Source organism: Microbulbifer maximicatervae (SeqCode), assembly GCF_052467325.1.
Genome location: NZ_CP174310.1, coordinates 4,140,637 through 4,160,001 on the forward strand (window position 1 = coordinate 4,140,637; position 19,365 = coordinate 4,160,001).

The following is a 19,365-nucleotide window of genomic DNA, read 5'->3' on the forward strand; positions in this document are numbered from 1 at the left end:
GCTCAATGATTTCGGGGGCTGGATTCGAATAATAGTTTGATGGCGCGTTAAGGCAAATTTATTTGAATATTGATTCATTGTTGCCCCATAGGCTGTTCGATATACTTCGCACCCTACTTTATTGCCTTACCCAATCGACCAATAACAAAGCTTTTGCGAATTTGGATGTGTCGTAATGGTTTTCCATGGAGGCGGAATTGAACGATAAGACACGTATTGTTCGGCCGAGTGGCACTCCGCCGGGCTCGAGCGAATCTACCAGTGGGCTGACAGAAGATGGTGATATCACCGTCATTGTCCAGCAGGATAAGACCGGAGCCAATGATCACCCCCCCATTAAAGGTGCTCAACCTGTTAAAGGTGCGCAACCTGTAATCCCCTCGGCTGCCGCCGGTTTTAGCTCTGATGCGACAGTTTTTGTGTCCACCCCAAGACGAACAGGGGATGCAGCTGGGGTTGATGAGGTTTTGGGTGGGGGCTCTGCCGATTCAGCTATATTGTCTGAGCCTCTGGAGGCGGCCGGCTCAAATGCCGTGACCAAAACGGTGATCAAAGGCCGGTTTGAGCTGGATAAGCTTCTGGGTGTAGGGGGAATGGGAGCGGTTTACAAAGCTCTGGACCGCCGGAAGTTAGAAGCCAATGACAGCGAGCCCTATGTCGCTATCAAGCTGCTTAATGATGACTTCCAAAAGCACCCTGATGCATTTATCTCCCTCCAGAGGGAAGCACGGAAGTCTCAGACCCTCGCGCACCCTAATATCGTAACGGTTTACGACTTTGACCGTGATGGGGATCGCGTATTTATGACAATGGAGTTCCTTGAGGGTGCTCCGTTGGACAAGTTGTTACGCGATCATGCGGATGTGGGGCTGGAGCCAGAGCGTGCCCGCTCGGTATTTTGGGATATCTCCCAGGCCCTGATATACGCCCACTCCCACAAGATTGTTCACTCAGACTTTAAACCGGGCAATATCTTTGTCACCAATAAAAAGGGTGCAAAGGTATTTGATTTCGGTATTGCCCGAGCAGTTTCTGAGGGTGGCATCGCTAATAAGGCTGGTGAAACCACAGTATTTGATGCAGGTACTCTCGGAGCTCTCACCCCGGCCTATGCGAGCCTTGAGATGCTCAAGGGGGCAGAGCCGGCACCGAGTGATGATGTATATGCACTGGGGTGTGTTGCCTACGAGCTGTTCTGCGGTCGCCACCCTTACAACAAAACGCCAGCAGACAAAGCCTTGGAGCAAGGCTTACGGCCCAAGCGGATCAAAGGGCTCAACCGCCGGCAGTGGCGGGCGCTTGAGTCAGCACTTGAGCTGAAGCGGGAAAATCGTACAAGTACAGTTGATAAATTCGTCCAGGCATTTTTTGTTAGCCATGCCTGGAAGTGGGTGCTCGGCAGTGCGTTTGTGATGGTTCTGGGGGGCGCAGTTGTAGGTTACGGCCACCTGCAGCAGCAAAATGCTGCAGAGCAAGAGCGAGTCAGGGTTGAGCTTGAGCTTAAGCATGAGCAGGAGTTATTGGCCCGGCGCATTAGCGACAAGAAAGAGGCTATCACCCGGCTGATTGGCTTGAGTATTTTGACCCCAGCCTGGGAGCGGGATCTTCAGCTGGAGTTAGAGGAATACTCCGAGCTGAACCCTGTGGATAAAGAATTTTTGGATTCTTCCCGTCGCCAGGTCTCAGAACTTTTCCTCGCCGCTGCAACGGGTCAGTTAAATCTGGGTAACCTCGATCAGGCCGATGTCATGCTAGCGGGTGTAGCCAACTGGTATGGCGAGTCAAAAGAAGCCGAAGCTATCAAGACTCAGCTGGCGAATGATAGAGAGAGCTTGCGTGCGCGCCTAGAGGCGGAGCGGATCGCAGAAGAGCGTGAGGCTGAGCGCATCCGTTTGGCTGAAGAGCGCGCGGAACGCCGCCGTCTGGCTGCCCTCAAGCAAAAGCAGATCGACGCTGTTCTTGATGATATGGAAGTTGCGCTTACCTGTGGTTTTACAATGAGCGCCTCCTCAGTAGGCTCCCAGTTGGCCCGCCTGGCAAAACTGGATAGTGCAAAAGCCTTGCAGATACGCCCTGTAGTGGGTGAAGAGCTTGTGAATTGCGCAACCAACCTGGGTATGAAAGACCCAATTCAAACAGAGGTCCTGGTTGATCAGTTCAGGGCTCTCCTGCCTGCATACCAACCATTGAAAGATTTCAAGTTGGACTTCTGCGGCCATTTAGTCCCCGGAAGTGGTCGCAGAGGCGACCGCTATACCTGCCGCGATCGCTTAGCGGATGGTAGCAGAGGGCCGACAATGGTCGTGATCAAAGGGTTGAGTGGCAGGTCGCTGGCAGTGGGTAAGTACGAGGTCAGCAGCACCGAGTTGGCTCAATTCTGCCGTATAGCTGGTCAATGCGGGGAGCAGACCCCGGCTGCATCAGGGCTGCCGGCCAATAACCTGTCCCTGGCAACAGCGGAGGCTTATTTAAGCTGGCTTAGTGATGAGACAGGCTATCGTTACCGCTTGCCCTCGGAACAGGAGTGGTTTGCAGCCGCCAGTGCCAGGGGAGAGGACGAGGTGGCGGATCGAAACTGCCACTTGAAGTATGGCGGCATCGAAAAAGGCGCTGAAATGGTTCCCACCCGGGCCGGGTCCTCCAACGGATTTGGGCTGCTGAATGCGGTAGGTAATGTCCAGGAGTGGGGGCTGGGTACAGAAGGTGAATTACTTGCTCTCGGGGGAAGTCGTATTGACCCGATGAGCCGCTGCCTGGCAACAACCAAGAAACTCCATAATGGCCAGCCCGACGAATTCACCGGTTTCCGTATCGTTAGAGATGTTAACTAGGTTAAACAATTACCAGCGAATGTCGATACGATAGTCAAGTTGGTTAGATTAAAAATTTAGAGATTAGAACTGGGGGAAATATGCTTGGGCTAGAAAAAAGTAAGTTGGCATTATTTATTGGTGCTGGCTTTCTTGTATCGCAAGTACCGGTTTTTGCCCAGGATGATGGATCCAGTTTTCGCAGCCGGGTCCGGGAAGCCTTTAATCAGGATACCTCCACAATTACTGAGGTGGATGTAACTAAAGATTTCCTGCAGCGTACTTATGAAGCAGAAGACCCCAACTTAAACACTGAAATCCCTGAAGTCTCCGAGAGGAACCAGGGACCGCGGATCACTGTAAAAGAATTCAAGTTTCACCGCTTAGAAGAGTTTCCAGAGTTTGGTATTTCCCGAGAAGTTGTAGAGGAAATGGCAGAGGACCTTCGGGCAAAATTCATGAAAGAGGATCAAATCCTCGCTAGCGGTTACACCGTAGATAACCTTGAAGAGCTGGCAATATTGCTCGGCAACATGAACGCCCAGTTTAATCCAGGTGGCTTGGGGCCAGCGGAGCTCAAGAAACTGGTCGGTGTAATTGAAAAACAAAATAGAGAAAGAGGCTTAAGTTATGGAGATCTCGAAGAGATCGCCGCAGAACTGACAAGCTTCTATCGTCGCCAGGGGCTGTTTTTGGCCCAAGTGCAAATTCCCGCTCAAGATGTAGAAAATGGGGTGGTCACTCTTACTGTACAAGAGGGACTCCTCGGACAGGTTGTTGCAGAAGATAACGAAAATTACTCAGACGAAAAACTGGCGGAGCCCTTCGAAGAGCAGCGCGGCCACCTGGTAAATCATGAGAATATCGAGGAAGGGTTATATTTACTTAACGACTTGCCCGGATTAAATGTTACTGGGTATTTCAGTGCGGGGGATAACCCTGGTGAAACCAAGCTCAATTTAAAAGTGCGCGAATCAGACTCCTGGCGTGCAACTTTCAGGGCTGATAACCACGGTTCACTGTATACCGGTAGTGAGCGACTTTACGCAACTGTCGACTGGTTGAACCCCCTTGGGTTTGGTGATGCATTGACCCTGGGATATTTGAAATCAAACCCTGAGTCAGATGACGATTTTGGTTCTGACCTCGGCCAGTTCAGATATAGCTTCCCGTTATTTGGCCCTCGCACCCGCCTGGAAATATCTGCCGATCATAATGAATTTAGTCTTTACGATGAGACCGATGAAGATAACGTAATTAACTTACTGGAAATTTCCGGTGTTAATAAAAGTTATGCATTGTCTTTAGACCATAAATTCCGACGCTCCAGGGATTTCAATCTCACTGGCTCTTTCGGTCTGACAGAAAAGAAATCAGACCTTGATGGCATTATTGAATTCACTAATGACCACGTCTATGGCAGTGAAGTCGGTTTTTATATGGATAGCCTTTCCAGTGGCTTCATTCCAATGCTCAATGTTTTGAGTGCTACAGCACAATATGGTGAGCATCAAAATACGGTTGAAGAGGGAAGAGGGGACGACTTTAATAAACTGGCAATTAACACCAGCTCACTGCTCTTTTTACCCATGCCTTTTACTGATGATCGTTCAAGGTTAATCGTGAAAGGAAGAGCTCAATACAGTGAGAGTAATCTGCCAGGGTTTGAGCAATTATCCCTCGGTGGCGCCAATGGCGTGCGCGCGTTCTCAGCAAGAGATTTCTCTGCAGATATTGGGGCAGTGGTTACCGCAGAGTGGTACCTCAACTTCCCTGAGTTCATGAACCCGATCCTGTTTAATCAGCGTTTAAATGACATTTTCCAAGTAGCACTGATTGCCGATGTGGGCTATGGCTATGTGAATAACTATGAGGAGACTGTGGAGGATGACTGGGCTCGATTCTCCGGAGGCGGAATGCTGTTTAAGATGAATTGGAGTGACAGCTTCTCAAGTAAGGTCTCTGTCGCTTGGCCAATTATGTCGAGTTCCTCGATAACGAATATTGCAATTGGTGAAGACGAACCCACCGTCTACGCTGATTTCTCCGTTTTTTATAACTGAACAAATACTGTTTCCTCGAAACTTAAAAGTAGCAAGGTTCCTCTTCGCAAGGTGCTGGTATGAAAGCCAAAGACAAAAAGCTTGAGTTAAGAAAATTAGCAAGTGCCATTAAGGTATCAAGTTTTGCCTATGCAGGCCTGTTTGCAGGGCTGATCAGTCCGATGGTTCATGCTGGACCTGAAGGCGGTGTGGTAACCGGCGGTAGCGGCACCATCGATGTCGATGGGGCCACAACAACGGTCGACCAGGTAACAGACCTGTTATCAATCGACTGGGATTCTTTTAATTTAAGTGAAGAGGAACTGGTTCAATTCCTGCAGCCGGACTCCTCCTCTATCGTACTGAACCGAATCCTGGATCAGGATGTCACCACGATCCAGGGTGCGATAGAAGCCAATGGCCACGTTATCCTGGTGAACCCGCGGGGGGTTCTCTTTACTGAAACAGCCACAGTTAATGTCGGTGCGATAACCGCGTCCGGGCTCGATATGAGCCCTGAAGACTTTATGAACGGCGATTTTGCCTTTAAAGGCGAGTCGGGTTCCTCAGGGGTTGTTATTAACCGGGGTGTAATTAATGCGTCCAGCGCAGTCCTGGTTGGTAAGCAGGTAACAAATGCCTCTAGCGGTTTAATCAGTGCAGAACTTGTTACCCTGGCAGCAGCTGATGAAGCTTTATTAACTTTTGATGCGGATGGCTTGATCGGCCTCAAAGTAACTAAAGAGGTTATGGAAAATGACCTCGGCCTCGATAGTGCCGTATTAAACGAAGGCTCCATTGACGGCGCCCAAGTTGTGATGGAAGCCAGTGTTTCCGGCGACCTGTTTACTGCCGCAGTAAACAATGAAGGCACAATAACCGCTCGTGGTATTGATACCAGCGGAGGCAAGATCCGCCTGTTTGGATCGGGTTCCGGAGTCGTCAATAGTGGAACTCTGGATGCATCCGGCAGCGCCGGTGGTGAGGTTGTCCTGGAGGGCGATTTTGCTGAGCACAGCGGAGATATTTCGGTAGTCGCTGACTCTGGCAGTGGCGGTTACGTTGCTGTTTTGGGTGATGAAGTTGTTGTCAGCGGGAATATTGATGCCCGTGGTACTTCCTCCGGTGGTGAAGTCCTTATTGGCGGCGACTACCAGGGGAATAATGAAGATGTTCGCAATGCCGAAACCACCATGGTCACGGCAGAAGCCAATATCGATGCCAGCGGTGTTGGCGATGCCGATGGTGGCACCGTTATTGTCTGGGCCGATGACACTACTGATTTTGGCGGTACGATTCTCGCCGAGTCAGGGGAAGACGGCGGTGATGGCGGCCTGGTAGAAACTTCCGGCAAGATTTACCTGAATCTGGATGAAGACAACATGTTTGTTTCCACCCTTGCTTATGGGGATGGGGAGACCGGCACCTGGTTGTTGGACCCGGGTTGGATGGATATCGTGGGTGACGGTGACTGTGGCGATGCGTCGAACTGTATTACCGCAGGATCAATTGAAGAAGGACTAGAGAATAATAATTATGTAATTAATGTCACTGATACAGGAGAGTCAAGAAATGATGGGGGCTACGGCATCCTAGTTAATGAAAGTATTAGCTGGAGCGAGGATACAACACTCACGCTAACTTCTTACAGTGATGTGACAGTCGATTCAAAAGCCACTATTAAGGCCACTGGTAGTAGTGACCTGATTATTCAGGCCGGCGGAGCTTTTACTAACTCAGGCACTATCGATGTTTATAATTTTGATTTAACCGTAGGTTATGACTCATATAGTGATACCGGATCTGATGCAACAGAAAATACGTTGGGCGACCTTACTGTAAGTAATGTCGGTACTATTACAGGCAGCAGTGATTCAGATAAATTCACATTGTCAGATGATAACGATGATATAACCATTACTGGTGACAACGCATTTTCCCTCGATACCATTTCCTTTTCTGGTATTGAAGAAGTTGATTTGGGTGGTGGTGATAACAATATCACAGCAATCAGCACTGCGACCCTGACCGACAATGACTATGAAGCCGAAACAAACTTAATTACGTTTAGTAATATTGACACTATGAGTGTTGATAGCCTCGAAGGCTCTGATTCAGCAGATAGCTTCGAGGTGACGGGTGATAACAGTCTAAGGGCCAAAGGCATCAGGTTTAGTGATGTGACCAAGGTTGATGCAGGGGATGGGGGAGCAGACGGTGACAGCGTTACCGCGATCAGCACCGTCACCCTGACCGGCACAGCCAATGAAGCCGAAACGAACTCAATTACGTTTAGTTATATTGAAAGCGTCACGGCGGATAGCCTCGAAGGCTCTGATTCAGCAGATAGCTTTGTCGTAACCGGTGATAACAGCTTAACTGCCAATAGCATCAACTTTAGCAGTGTGGACACGGTCGATGCGGGGGATGCGGGAACAGGCAGTGACAGCGTTACCGCGATCAGCACCGTCACCCTGACCGGCACAGCCAATGAAGCCGAAACGAACTCAATTACGTTTAGTTATATTGAAAGCGTCACGGCGGATAGCCTCGAAGGCTCTGATTCAGCAGATAGCTTTGTCGTGACCGGTGATAACAGCCTAACTGCTAATAGTATCAACTTTAGCAGTGTGGACACGGTTAATGCCGGGGATGCGGGAACAGGCAGTGACAGCGTTACCGCGATCAGCACCGTCACCCTGACCGGCAATGATAATGAAGCCGAAACGAACTCAATTACGTTTAGTTATATTGAAAGCGTCACGGCGGATAGCCTCGAAGGCTCTGATTCAGCAGATAGCTTTGTCGTGACCGGTGATAACAGCTTAACTGCTAATAGTATCAACTTTAGCAGTGTGGACACGGTTAATGCCGGGGATGAGGGAACAGGCAGTGACAGCGTTACCGCGATCAGCACCGTAGCCCTGACCGGCACAGCCAATGAAGCCGAAACGAACTCAATTACGTTTAGTTATATTGAAAGCGTCACGGCGGATAGCCTCGAAGGCTCTGATTCAGCAGATAGCTTCGTCGTGACCGGTGATAACAGCCTAACTGCTAATAGCATCAACTTTAGCAGTGTGGACACGGTTAATGCCGGGGATGAGGGAACAGGCAGTGACAGCGTTACCGCGATCAGCACCGTAACCCTGACCGGCACAGCCAATGAAGCCGAAACGAACTCAATTACGTTTAGTTATATTGAAAGCGTCACTGCGGATAGCCTTGAAGGCTCTGATTCAGCAGATAGCTTCGTCGTGACCGGTGATAACAGCCTAACTGCTAATAGCATCAACTTTAGCAGTGTGGACACGGTTAATGCCGGGGATGCGGGAACAGGCAGTGACAGCGTTACCGCGATCAGCACCGTCACCCTGACCGGCAATGATAATGAAGCCGAAACGAACTCAATTACGTTTAGTTATATTGAAAGCGTCACGGCGGATAGCCTCGAAGGCTCTGATTCAGCAGATAGCTTTGTCGTGACCGGTGATAACAGCTTAACTGCTAATAGTATCAACTTTAGCAGTGTGGACACGGTTAATGCCGGGGATGAGGGAACAGGCAGTGACAGCGTTACCGCGATCAGCACCGTAGCCCTGACCGGCACAGCCAATGAAGCCGAAACGAACTCAATTACGTTTAGTTATATTGAAAGCGTCACGGCGGATAGCCTTGAAGGCTCTGATTCAGCAGATAGCTTTGTCGTGACCGGTGATAACAGCCTAACTGCCAATAGCATCAACTTTAGCAGTGTGGACACGGTTAATGCCGGGAATGAGGGAACAGGCAGTGACAGCGTTACCGCGATCAGCACCGTCACCCTGACCGGCAATGATAATGAAGCCGAAACGAACTCAATTACGTTTAGTTATATTGAAAGCGTCACGGCGGATAGCCTCGAAGGCTCTGATTCAGCAGATAGCTTTGTCGTGACCGGTGATAACAGCCTAACTGCCAATAGCATCAACTTTAGCAGTGTGGACACGGTTAATGCCGGGGATGAGGGAACAGGCAGTGACAGCGTTACCGCGATCAGCACCGTCACCCTGACCGGCAATGATAATGAAGCCGAAACGAACTCAATTACGTTTAGTTATATTGAAAGCGTCACGGCGGATAGCCTCGAAGGCTCTGATTCAGCAGATAGCTTCGTCGTGACCGGTGATAACAGCCTAACTGCCAATAGCATCAACTTTAGCAGTGTGGACACGGTCGATGCGGGGGATGAGGGAACAGGCAGTGACAGTGTTACCGCGATCAGCACCGTATCCCTGACCGGCACAGCCAATGAAGCCGAAACGAACTTAATTACGTTTAGTGATATTGAAAGCGTCACTGCGGATAGCCTTGAAGGCTCTGATTCAGCAGATAGCTTCGTCGTAACCGGTGATAACAGCCTAACTGCCAATAGCATCAACTTTAGCAGTGTGGACACGGTCGATGCCGGGGATGAGGGAACCGGCAGTGACAGTGTTACCGCGATCAGCACCGTAACCCTGACCGGCACAGCCTATGAAGCCGAAACGAACTTAATTACGTTTAGTGATATTGAAAGCGTCACTGCGGATAGCCTCGAAGGCTCTGATTCAGCAGATAGCTTCGTCGTGACCGGTAATAACAGCCTAACTGCCAATAGCATCAACTTTAGCAGTGTGGACACGGTCGATGCGGGGGATGAGGGAACAGGCAGTGACAGCGTTACCGCGATCAGCACCGTATCCCTGACCGGCACAGCCAATGAAGCCGAAACGAACTTAATTACGTTTAGTGATATTGAAAGCGTCACTGCGGATAGCCTTGAAGGCTCTGATTCAGCAGATAGCTTCGTCGTAACCGGTGATAACAGCCTAACTGCCAATAGCATCAACTTTAGCAGTGTGGACACGGTCGATGCCGGGGATGAGGGAACCGGCAGTGACAGCGTTACCGCGATCAGCACCGTAAGCCTGACCGGCAATGATAATGAAGCAACCTCAAGCTCCATTACCTTTAGCGATATTGAAAGTATTACGGCTGCCGGCACCCTGGCCGGCTCTAGCAATAACGATACTTTTGTCGTAGTGAGCGCTACAGAAGTCACAGCCAATGAGATTACTGTGACAGGATTTGGCACTACTATTGATGCCGCAGACGGTGACGATAGTGTGACTGGTGCCAGTGGTGCAAACTGGGCCCTGACTACTGAAGATAACAAAGCAACCAATAGCAGTATTACTTTCAGCGGTGTGGAAAGCCTGGTTGCCGTGAGTGCCAACCTTGAGGGTAGCAGCAATGCGGATGCGTTTGTTCTGACCTCCGACGGCGATGTCGAAGTCAATGATATGACGGTTTACGACATGTCGGAGGTGGTTGGCGACGGTGATGACAGCCTGGATGCCACGAACTTTACCGATGGCCTGACCCTCACCGACACGGATAAAAAAGTCAGCGCCGGCACCTTAGTGTTTTCCGGCATTTCAGATGCAGAGACCTTAGTGCTGACCGGTACCAGTGATGCGGATAGCTTCACCATCACCGGTGATAACGCCCTGGATGCTGCAAATATCAGCTTTACCAGCGTGACGACAGTTAAGGCTGGGGATGAGGGAACAGGCAGTGACAGTGTTACTGCGACCAGCACCGTAAGCCTGACCGGCAATGATAATGAAGCAACCTCAAGCTCCATTACCTTTAGCGATATTGAAAGTATTACGGCTGCCGGCACCCTGGCCGGCTCTAGCAATAACGATACTTTTGTCGTAGTGAGCGCTACAGAAGTCACAGCCAATGAGATTACTGTGACAGGATTTGGCACTACTATTGATGCCGCAGACGGTGACGATAGTGTGACTGGTGCCAGTGGTGCAAACTGGGCCCTGACTACTGAAGATAACAAAGCAACCAATAGCAGTATTACTTTCAGCGGTGTGGAAAGCCTGGTTGCCGTGAGTGCCAACCTTGAGGGTAGCAGCAATGCGGATGCGTTTGTTCTGACCTCCGACGGCGATGTCGAAGTCAATGATATGACGGTTTACGACATGTCAGAGGTGGTTGGCGACGGTAGTGACAGCCTGGATGCCACGAACTTTACCGATGGCCTGACCCTCACCGGTAGCACTAATGAAGTCAGCGCCGGCACCCTGGTATTTTCCGGCATTTCGGATGCAGAGACCTTAGCCCTGACCGGTACCAGTGATGCGGATAGCTTCACCATCACCGGTGATAACGCCTTGGATGCTGCAAATATCAGCTTTACCAGCGTGACGACGGTCGATGCCGGGGATGAGGGAACAGGCAGTGACAGTGTTACCGCGATCAGCACCGTATCCCTGACCGGCACAGCCAATGAAGCCGAAACGAACTTAATTACGTTTAGTGATATTGAAAGCGTCACTGCGGATAGCCTCGAAGGCTCTGATTCAGCAGATAGCTTTGTCGTAACCGGTGATAACAGCCTAACTGCCAATAGCATCAACTTTAGCAGTGTGGACACGGTCGATGCGGGGGATGAGGGAACAGGCAGTGACAGCGTTACCGCGATCAGCACCGTAACCCTGACCGGCACAGCCTATGAAGCCGAAACGAACTTAATTACGTTTAGTGATATTGAAAGCGTCACGGCGGATAGCCTCGAAGGCTCTGATTCAGCAGATAGCTTTGTCGTGACCGGTGATAACAGCCTAACTGCTAATAGTATCAACTTTAGCAGTGTGGACACGGTTAATGCCGGGGATGAGGGAACAGGCAGTGACAGCGTTACCGCGATCAGCACCGTAACCCTGACCGGCACAGCCAATGAAGCCGAAACGAACTCAATTACGTTTAGTGATATTGAAAGCGTCACGGCGGATAGCCTCGAAGGCTCTGATTCAGCAGATAGCTTTGTCGTGACCGGTGATAACAGCCTAACTGCCAATAGCATCAACTTTAGCAGTGTGGACACGGTTAATGCCGGGGATGAGGGAACAGGCAGTGACAGCGTTACCGCGATCAGCACCGTAACCCTGACAGGCACAGCCAATGAAGCCGAAACGAACTCAATTACGTTTAGTTATATTGAAAGCGTCACGGCGGATAGCCTCGAAGGCTCTGATTCGGCAGATAGCTTTGTCGTAACCGGTAATAACAGCCTAACTGCCAATAGCATCAACTTTAGCAGTGTGGACACGGTCGATGCGGGGGATGAGGGAACAGGCAGTGACAGTGTTACCGCGATCAACACCGTATCCCTGACCGGCACAGCCAATGAAGCCGAAACGAACTTAATTACGTTTAGTGATATTGAAAGCGTCACGGCGGATAGCCTCGAAGGCTCTGATTCAGCAGATAGCTTTGTCGTAACTGGTGATAACAGCCTAACTGCCAATAGCATTAACTTTAGCAGTGTGGACACGGTCGATGCGGGGGATGAGGGAACAGGCAGTGACAGCGTTACCGCGATCAGCACCGTATCCCTGACCGGCACAGCCAATGAAGCCGAAACGAACTTAATTACGTTTAGTGATATTGAAAGCGTCACTGCGGATAGCCTTGAAGGCTCTGATTCAGCAGATAGCTTCGTCGTAACCGGTGATAACAGCCTAACTGCCAATAGCATCAACTTTAGCAGTGTGGACACGGTCGATGCCGGGGATGAGGGAACAGGCAGTGACAGCGTTACCGCGATCAGCACCGTAACCCTGACCGGCACAGCCTATGAAGCCGAAACGAACTCAATTACGTTTAGTGATATTGAAAGCGTCACGGCGGATAGCCTCGAAGGCTCTGATTCAGCAGATAGCTTCGTCGTGACCGGTAATAACAGCCTAACTGCCAATAGCATCAACTTTAGCAGTGTGGACACGGTCGATGCCGGGGATGAGGGAACAGGCAGTGACAGCGTTACCGCGATCAGCACCGTAACCCTGACTGGTGATGACTATGAGGCGACTACAAACTCAATCACCTTCAGCGATATTGAGAGTGTCAGTGGCGGTGACCTGGAAGGTTCGGGGTTGAGCGATACCTTCGAGGTAACAGGCAATGAAGCCCTGAAGGCCAATCAGATTGCCTTCAGCAATATTGACAGCGTTAACGCCATGGCTGGCACAGACAGTGTCACCGGGGCTAGCGGTCAAAACTGGACCCTGGGAAGCGATGATTATGAGGCGACCAACTACGGTATCACCTTTACCAGCGTAGAAACCCTGGTTGCCGTCAATGCCAACCTTGTGAGTACCTCTAGTGCAGAAGCGTTTGTTCTGACCTCCGACGGCGATGTCGAAGTCAATGAGATGTCGGTTTCCGGTATGTTAGCGGTGGTTGGCAATGGTAGTGACAGCCTGGATGCCACGAACTTTACCGATGGCCTGACCCTCACCGACACGGATAAAAAAGTCAGCGCCGGCACCTTAGTGTTTTCCGGCATTTCAGATGCAGAGACCTTAGTGCTGACCGGTACCAGTGATGCGGATAGCTTCACCATCACCGGTGATAACGCCCTGGATGCTGCAAATATCAGCTTTACCAGCGTGACGACAGTTAAGGCTGGGGATGAGGGAACAGGCAGTGACAGTGTTACTGCGACCAGCACCGTAAGCCTGACCGGCAATGATAATGAAGCAACCTCAAGCTCCATTACCTTTAGCGATATTGAAAGTATCACAGCTGCCGGCACCCTGGCCGGCTCTAGCAATAACGATACTTTTGTCGTAGTGAGCGCTACAGAAGTCACAGCCAATGAGATTACTGTGACAGGATTTGGCACTACTATTGATGCCGCAGACGGTGACGATAGTGTGACTGGTGCCAGTGGTGCAAACTGGGCCCTGACTACTGAAGATAACAAAGCAACCAATAGCAGTATTACTTTCAGCGGTGTGGAAAGCCTGGTTGCCGTGAGTGCCAACCTTGAGGGTAGCAGCAATGCGGATGCGTTTGTTCTGACCTCCGACGGCGATGTCGAAGTCAATGATATGACGGTTTACGACATGTCAGAGGTGGTTGGCGACGGTAGTGACAGCCTGGATGCCACGAACTTTACCGATGGCCTGACCCTCACCGGTAGCACTAATGAAGTCAGCGCCGGCACCCTGGTATTTTCCGGCATTTCGGATGCAGAGACCTTAGCCCTGACCGGTACCAGTGATGCGGATAGCTTCACCATCACCGGTGATAACGCCTTGGATGCTGCAAATATCAGCTTTACCAGCGTGACGACGGTCGATGCCGGGGATGAGGGAACAGGCAGTGACAGTGTTACCGCGATCAGCACCGTATCCCTGACCGGCACAGCCAATGAAGCCGAAACGAACTTAATTACGTTTAGTGATATTGAAAGCGTCACTGCGGATAGCCTCGAAGGCTCTGATTCAGCAGATAGCTTTGTCGTAACCGGTGATAACAGCCTAACTGCCAATAGCATCAACTTTAGCAGTGTGGACACGGTCGATGCGGGGGATGAGGGAACAGGCAGTGACAGCGTTACCGCGATCAGCACCGTAACCCTGACCGGCACAGCCTATGAAGCCGAAACGAACTTAATTACGTTTAGTGATATTGAAAGCGTCACGGCGGATAGCCTCGAAGGCTCTGATTCAGCAGATAGCTTTGTCGTGACCGGTGATAACAGCCTAACTGCTAATAGTATCAACTTTAGCAGTGTGGACACGGTTAATGCCGGGGATGAGGGAACAGGCAGTGACAGCGTTACCGCGATCAGCACCGTAACCCTGACCGGCACAGCCAATGAAGCCGAAACGAACTCAATTACGTTTAGTGATATTGAAAGCGTCACGGCGGATAGCCTCGAAGGCTCTGATTCAGCAGATAGCTTTGTCGTGACCGGTGATAACAGCCTAACTGCCAATAGCATCAACTTTAGCAGTGTGGACACGGTTAATGCCGGGGATGAGGGAACAGGCAGTGACAGCGTTACCGCGATCAGCACCGTAACCCTGACCGGCACAGCCAATGAAGCCGAAACGAACTCAATTACGTTTAGTTATATTGAAAGCGTCACGGCGGATAGCCTCGAAGGCTCTGATTCGGCAGATAGCTTCGTCGTGACCGGTAATAACAGCCTAACTGCCAATAGCATCAACTTTAGCAGTGTGGACACGGTCGATGCGGGGGATGAGGGAACAGGCAGTGACAGTGTTACCGCGATCAACACCGTATCCCTGACCGGCACAGCCAATGAAGCCGAAACGAACTTAATTACGTTTAGTGATATTGAAAGCGTCACGGCGGATAGCCTCGAAGGCTCTGATTCAGCAGATAGCTTTGTCGTAACTGGTGATAACAGCCTAACTGCCAATAGCATTAACTTTAGCAGTGTGGACACGGTCGATGCGGGGGATGAGGGAACAGGCAGTGACAGTGTTACCGCGATCAGCACCGTATCCCTGACCGGCACAGCCAATGAAGCCGAAACGAACTTAATTACGTTTAGTGATATTGAAAGCGTCACTGCGGATAGCCTTGAAGGCTCTGATTCAGCAGATAGCTTCGTCGTAACCGGTGATAACAGCCTAACTGCCAATAGCATCAACTTTAGCAGTGTGGACACGGTCGATGCCGGGGATGAGGGAACCGGCAGTGACAGTGTTACCGCGATCAGCACCGTAACCCTGACCGGCACAGCCTATGAAGCCGAAACGAACTTAATTACGTTTAGTGATATTGAAAGCGTCACTGCGGATAGCCTCGAAGGCTCTGATTCAGCAGATAGCTTCGTCGTGACCGGTAATAACAGCCTAACTGCCAATAGCATCAACTTTAGCAGTGTGGACACGGTCGATGCGGGGGATGAGGGAACAGGCAGTGACAGTGTTACCGCGATCAGCACCGTATCCCTGACCGGCACAGCCAATGAAGCCGAAACGAACTTAATTACGTTTAGTGATATTGAAAGCGTCACTGCGGATAGCCTCGAAGGCTCTGATTCAGCAGATAGCTTCGTCGTGACCGGTGATAACAGCCTAACTGCCAATAGCATCAACTTTAGCAGTGTGGACACGGTCGATGCCGGGGATGAGGGAACCGGCAGTGACAGTGTTACCGCGATCAGCACCGTAACCCTGACCGGCACAGCCTATGAAGCCGAAACGAACTTAATTACGTTTAGTGATATTGAAAGCGTCACTGCGGATAGCCTCGAAGGCTCTGATTCAGCAGATAGCTTCGTCGTAACCGGTGATAACAGCCTAACTGCCAATAGCATCAACTTTAGCAGTGTGGACACGGTCGATGCGGGGGATGCGGGAACAGGCAGTGACAGTGTTACTGCGATCAGCACCGTAACCCTGACTGGTGATGACTATGAGGCGACTACAAGCTCAATCACCTTCAGCGATATTGAGAGTGTCAGTGGCGGTGACCTGGAAGGTTCGGCGGGGAACGATACCTTCGAGGTAACAGGCAATGAAGCCCTGAAGGCCAATCAGATAGCCTTCAGCGATATTGACAGCGTTAACGCCATGGATGGCACAGACAGTGTCACCGGGGCCAGCGGTCAAAACTGGGTCCTGGGAAGCGATACTAATGAGGCGACCAATCACGGTATCACCTTTACCGGCGTGGAAACCCTGGTTACCGTCAATGCCAACCTTGAGGGTTACAGCAACAGTACAGAAACGTTTCTCCTAACCTCTGGCGGCGATGTCGAAGTCAATGATATGACGGTCTCCGGCATGTCCGAGGTGGTTGGCAATGGTGATGACATCCTGGATGCCACGAACTTTACCGATGGCCTGACCCTCACCGACACGGATAAAAAAGTCAGCGCCGGCACCTTAGTGTTTTCCGGCATTTCAGATGCAGAGACCTTAGTGCTGACCGGTACCAGTGATGCGGATAGCTTCACCATCACCGGTGATAATGCCTTAGAGGTCGCCGGAATTAACTTTACCGAGGTGGATACCGTTGAGGCGGGCTCTGGCAGCGATAGTGTTATTGGCGCTAGCGGTGCTGATTGGACTCTGGAAGGGGATGATAATGAAGCCAGCAGCAGTGGCATTAGCTTCGCCGGTGTCGATAGCCTTGCTGTAACCGATGCCGATCTGTTGGGAAGCAGCAGTGCAGATGCCTTTACGCTGCAGTCGACTGGTGATATCGAAGTCTACAGCATGACCGTTTCCGGTATGTCTGCTGTCGATGGTCAGGGTGGTGATGACAGCCTGGACGCCAGCGCCTATAGCGATAGCTTGAGGCTTACCGGCACCGATAATCAGGTAACGGTGGCTGGCCTGACTTTTGATGGCATCGTCAGTGCCGTGACTTCAGCGCTGATAGGCACTACTGGCGCGGATAGCTTCACTATAGATGGTGATAATGCCGCGACCAGCTACGGTATCGCCTTTACCGGATTGAGTACCATTAACGCTCGAACGGGTGATGATACTGCTACTGGTGCAGACGGTGCAGATTGGAGCCTCACGGGAACTGATAACGAAGCCGTTAACAGCAGCATCACTTTTACCAACATCGATAATCTCACCGCCGTAAATGCAGATTTGGTTGCTACAACCAATGATGATGCATTTGTGCTCCAGTCTGATGCGGATGTAGAAGTTTACAGCATGACCGTATCCGGCATGTCTGCGGTGGATGGCAATGGCGGTGATGATAGCCTGGATGCCAGCGCCTACAGTGATGGCCTGTCATTAACGGGTACTGATAACCAGGTAGCTGCTGGCTCACTGTCCTTCTATAACATTTCCAGTGCGGTCACTTCCGTCCTGACAAACACCTACGATTCTGCTGAGTTCCAGTTGCAGGGGGATCAGGCACTGGAAACTGCGGGCATCAGTTTTACCGGCCTTGAAGAAGTAAATACGTCGGGTAGTAATGACACCCTGGTGGCCACTGACAGTGACGATGACTTTACCCTTAGCTCCGATGGCGATATCAGTGTTGCGGGCATCGACTTCAGTGGGCTGGAAACGGTAGATGGCGCAGGTGGTAGCGACACCGTTAGTGCGGATGGCGCTACCTGGACCTCCACGAGCTCCGGCAACTCACTTGTCGAAGGCAGTGTAGAGGCTGAAGTAAATGGCTTGACCGTCTATTTTGATAACCTCGAACTCGTAGAAGGGGCGGGAAGTTATATTGGCCAGGATATCGATGGTGAGTATGAGTTTAGCGCTCTGGATACCATGACGATTGGCGGAGTAACGTTTGCCGACCTGGATAGTGTTGCTGCAGGTTCCGGCACAGATACTGTTTATGGTGCAGATATTGATGCCGTCTGGGATATCAATGACTCTGAACACACAGTTTCCAGTGGTGGGGAATCACTCACGATTACCGGTATCGAGTCTATTACTGCCGGTTCCGGTGCTGACGAGTTTAATTTAAACGGTGGTGAACTCACCGGGATTGATACTGGTGCAGGCAGTGACACCGTCACCTTCTCCGGCACTGTGATTGACAGTATTTCCCTTGGTGCTGGCAATGACCTGCTGACGGTAGAAACTGATATTGGCCAGGATGTAGAGCTTGCTGGTGGTGGCGGATCTGATGATTTCCAATACAACCTGTCCGGTGCTACCTGGGAGATTTATAGCAGTGGCAACCAGGTAGGTAACTTTAGCTTCACAGGCTTCGAATATCTGGATAACACCTCTGACAGTATTACCGTCCTGACCGATCGTGCATTTGATTTTGAAGATGGCGGAAATAGATCCGAAAGCTTCAATAAAAACGGGGCCGGACTCCAGTTCAGCGATATGCGGTTGGGCTACGATGGTGAGGGCGATATTTATGTCACCAGCAGCTCAACAGACACAATCGGCGGTAGCTTGACCGCTGATCGTGCCGAACTGGTTGTTGGTGGCGATGTAGATATTGAGACGGATGTTAGTGTCCTGGGTGTTGCCACTTCGGGCGCGGATATCGATATCAGTGTGCTCGCTGCTGGAGATCTTGTGATTGACGAGATCGATGCAGGGCGGGGCACTGTCTCCCTGGCCAGCTCCAGCTTTGGCATCCTGACCGCTGAAACTTACGGAGATACCCATATCACTGCATCCGCTGTGACCCTGGGAACAGAAACTGAGCTGTGGACCATTATTGGTGAGGCGACTAACCCTCTCCGCATGGATGTCACCAATACACTGGATATCTATTCCGTCAGTTACTATGAGCCCGACTTTATTGGCCAGATCCCGACGGTTACCAGTACTGGTGACGAGCTGCAGTCAGTTGCTGGTGCCCAGGCATCCCAGGGCCTCAAATCAGCAGTTCAGAATGCGGTAGAGGATTTCAGCCATGTAGACCCCGCGATCTTTAGTGCTGTGAAGCCTTACAGTAGTGGTGTCGATGCAGTGAACTCCCCTGAGATGCGTCTCAAGTCTGGAGAGCTGAGTCCTGCCGTAGCTTCAGCTGCTGAGGAGGCGGAAACCACACCTAAGTTTGATGCTGAACTGGAGCTGGGTACCAGCGATGCACCCAGCGATATCGCTGTAGATCTTGGGGACTTTAATGGAGGCAGTGCAGGGCACTAAAGTAAACTCTCCTTTGCAAAAAGCCGGTCTTCAGGGCCGGCTTTT

3 protein-coding genes are annotated in these 19,365 nt (G+C 50.9%); all 3 read left to right on the top strand.

Features of this window, described 5'->3' with window-relative positions:
• Positions 1-197: 197 nt before the first annotated feature.
• The 3 genes from ACJJIE_RS18555 to ACJJIE_RS18565 all read left to right on the top strand — a co-directional run bounded on the left by ACJJIE_RS18555 (position 198) and on the right by ACJJIE_RS18565 (position 19,320).
• The gene (locus tag ACJJIE_RS18555; protein WP_444892612.1) at positions 198-2,831 is read left to right on the top strand and encodes a bifunctional serine/threonine-protein kinase/formylglycine-generating enzyme family protein; all 2,634 of its coding nucleotides are present in this window, start codon (positions 198-200) and stop codon (positions 2,829-2,831) included.
• 80 nt (positions 2,832-2,911) lie between these two features.
• The gene (locus ACJJIE_RS18560) at positions 2,912-4,873 is read left to right on the top strand and encodes a ShlB/FhaC/HecB family hemolysin secretion/activation protein (RefSeq protein WP_282930247.1); all 1,962 of its coding nucleotides are present in this window, start codon (positions 2,912-2,914) and stop codon (positions 4,871-4,873) included.
• Positions 4,874-4,932: 59 nt separating this feature from the next.
• On the top strand, positions 4,933-19,320 hold the full coding sequence (locus ACJJIE_RS18565) for a filamentous hemagglutinin N-terminal domain-containing protein (protein ID WP_444892613.1): 14,388 nt from the start codon (positions 4,933-4,935) through the stop codon (positions 19,318-19,320).
• The last annotated feature ends 45 nt before the right edge of the window (positions 19,321-19,365 follow it).

Coding starts and splice junctions, on each gene's coding strand:
- ACJJIE_RS18560 (WP_282930247.1), top strand. CDS start 2,912: ATGCTTGGGCTAGAAAAAAGTAAGTTGGCATTATTTATTGGTGCTGGC.
- ACJJIE_RS18565 (WP_444892613.1), top strand. CDS start 4,933: ATGAAAGCCAAAGACAAAAAGCTTGAGTTAAGAAAATTAGCAAGTGCC.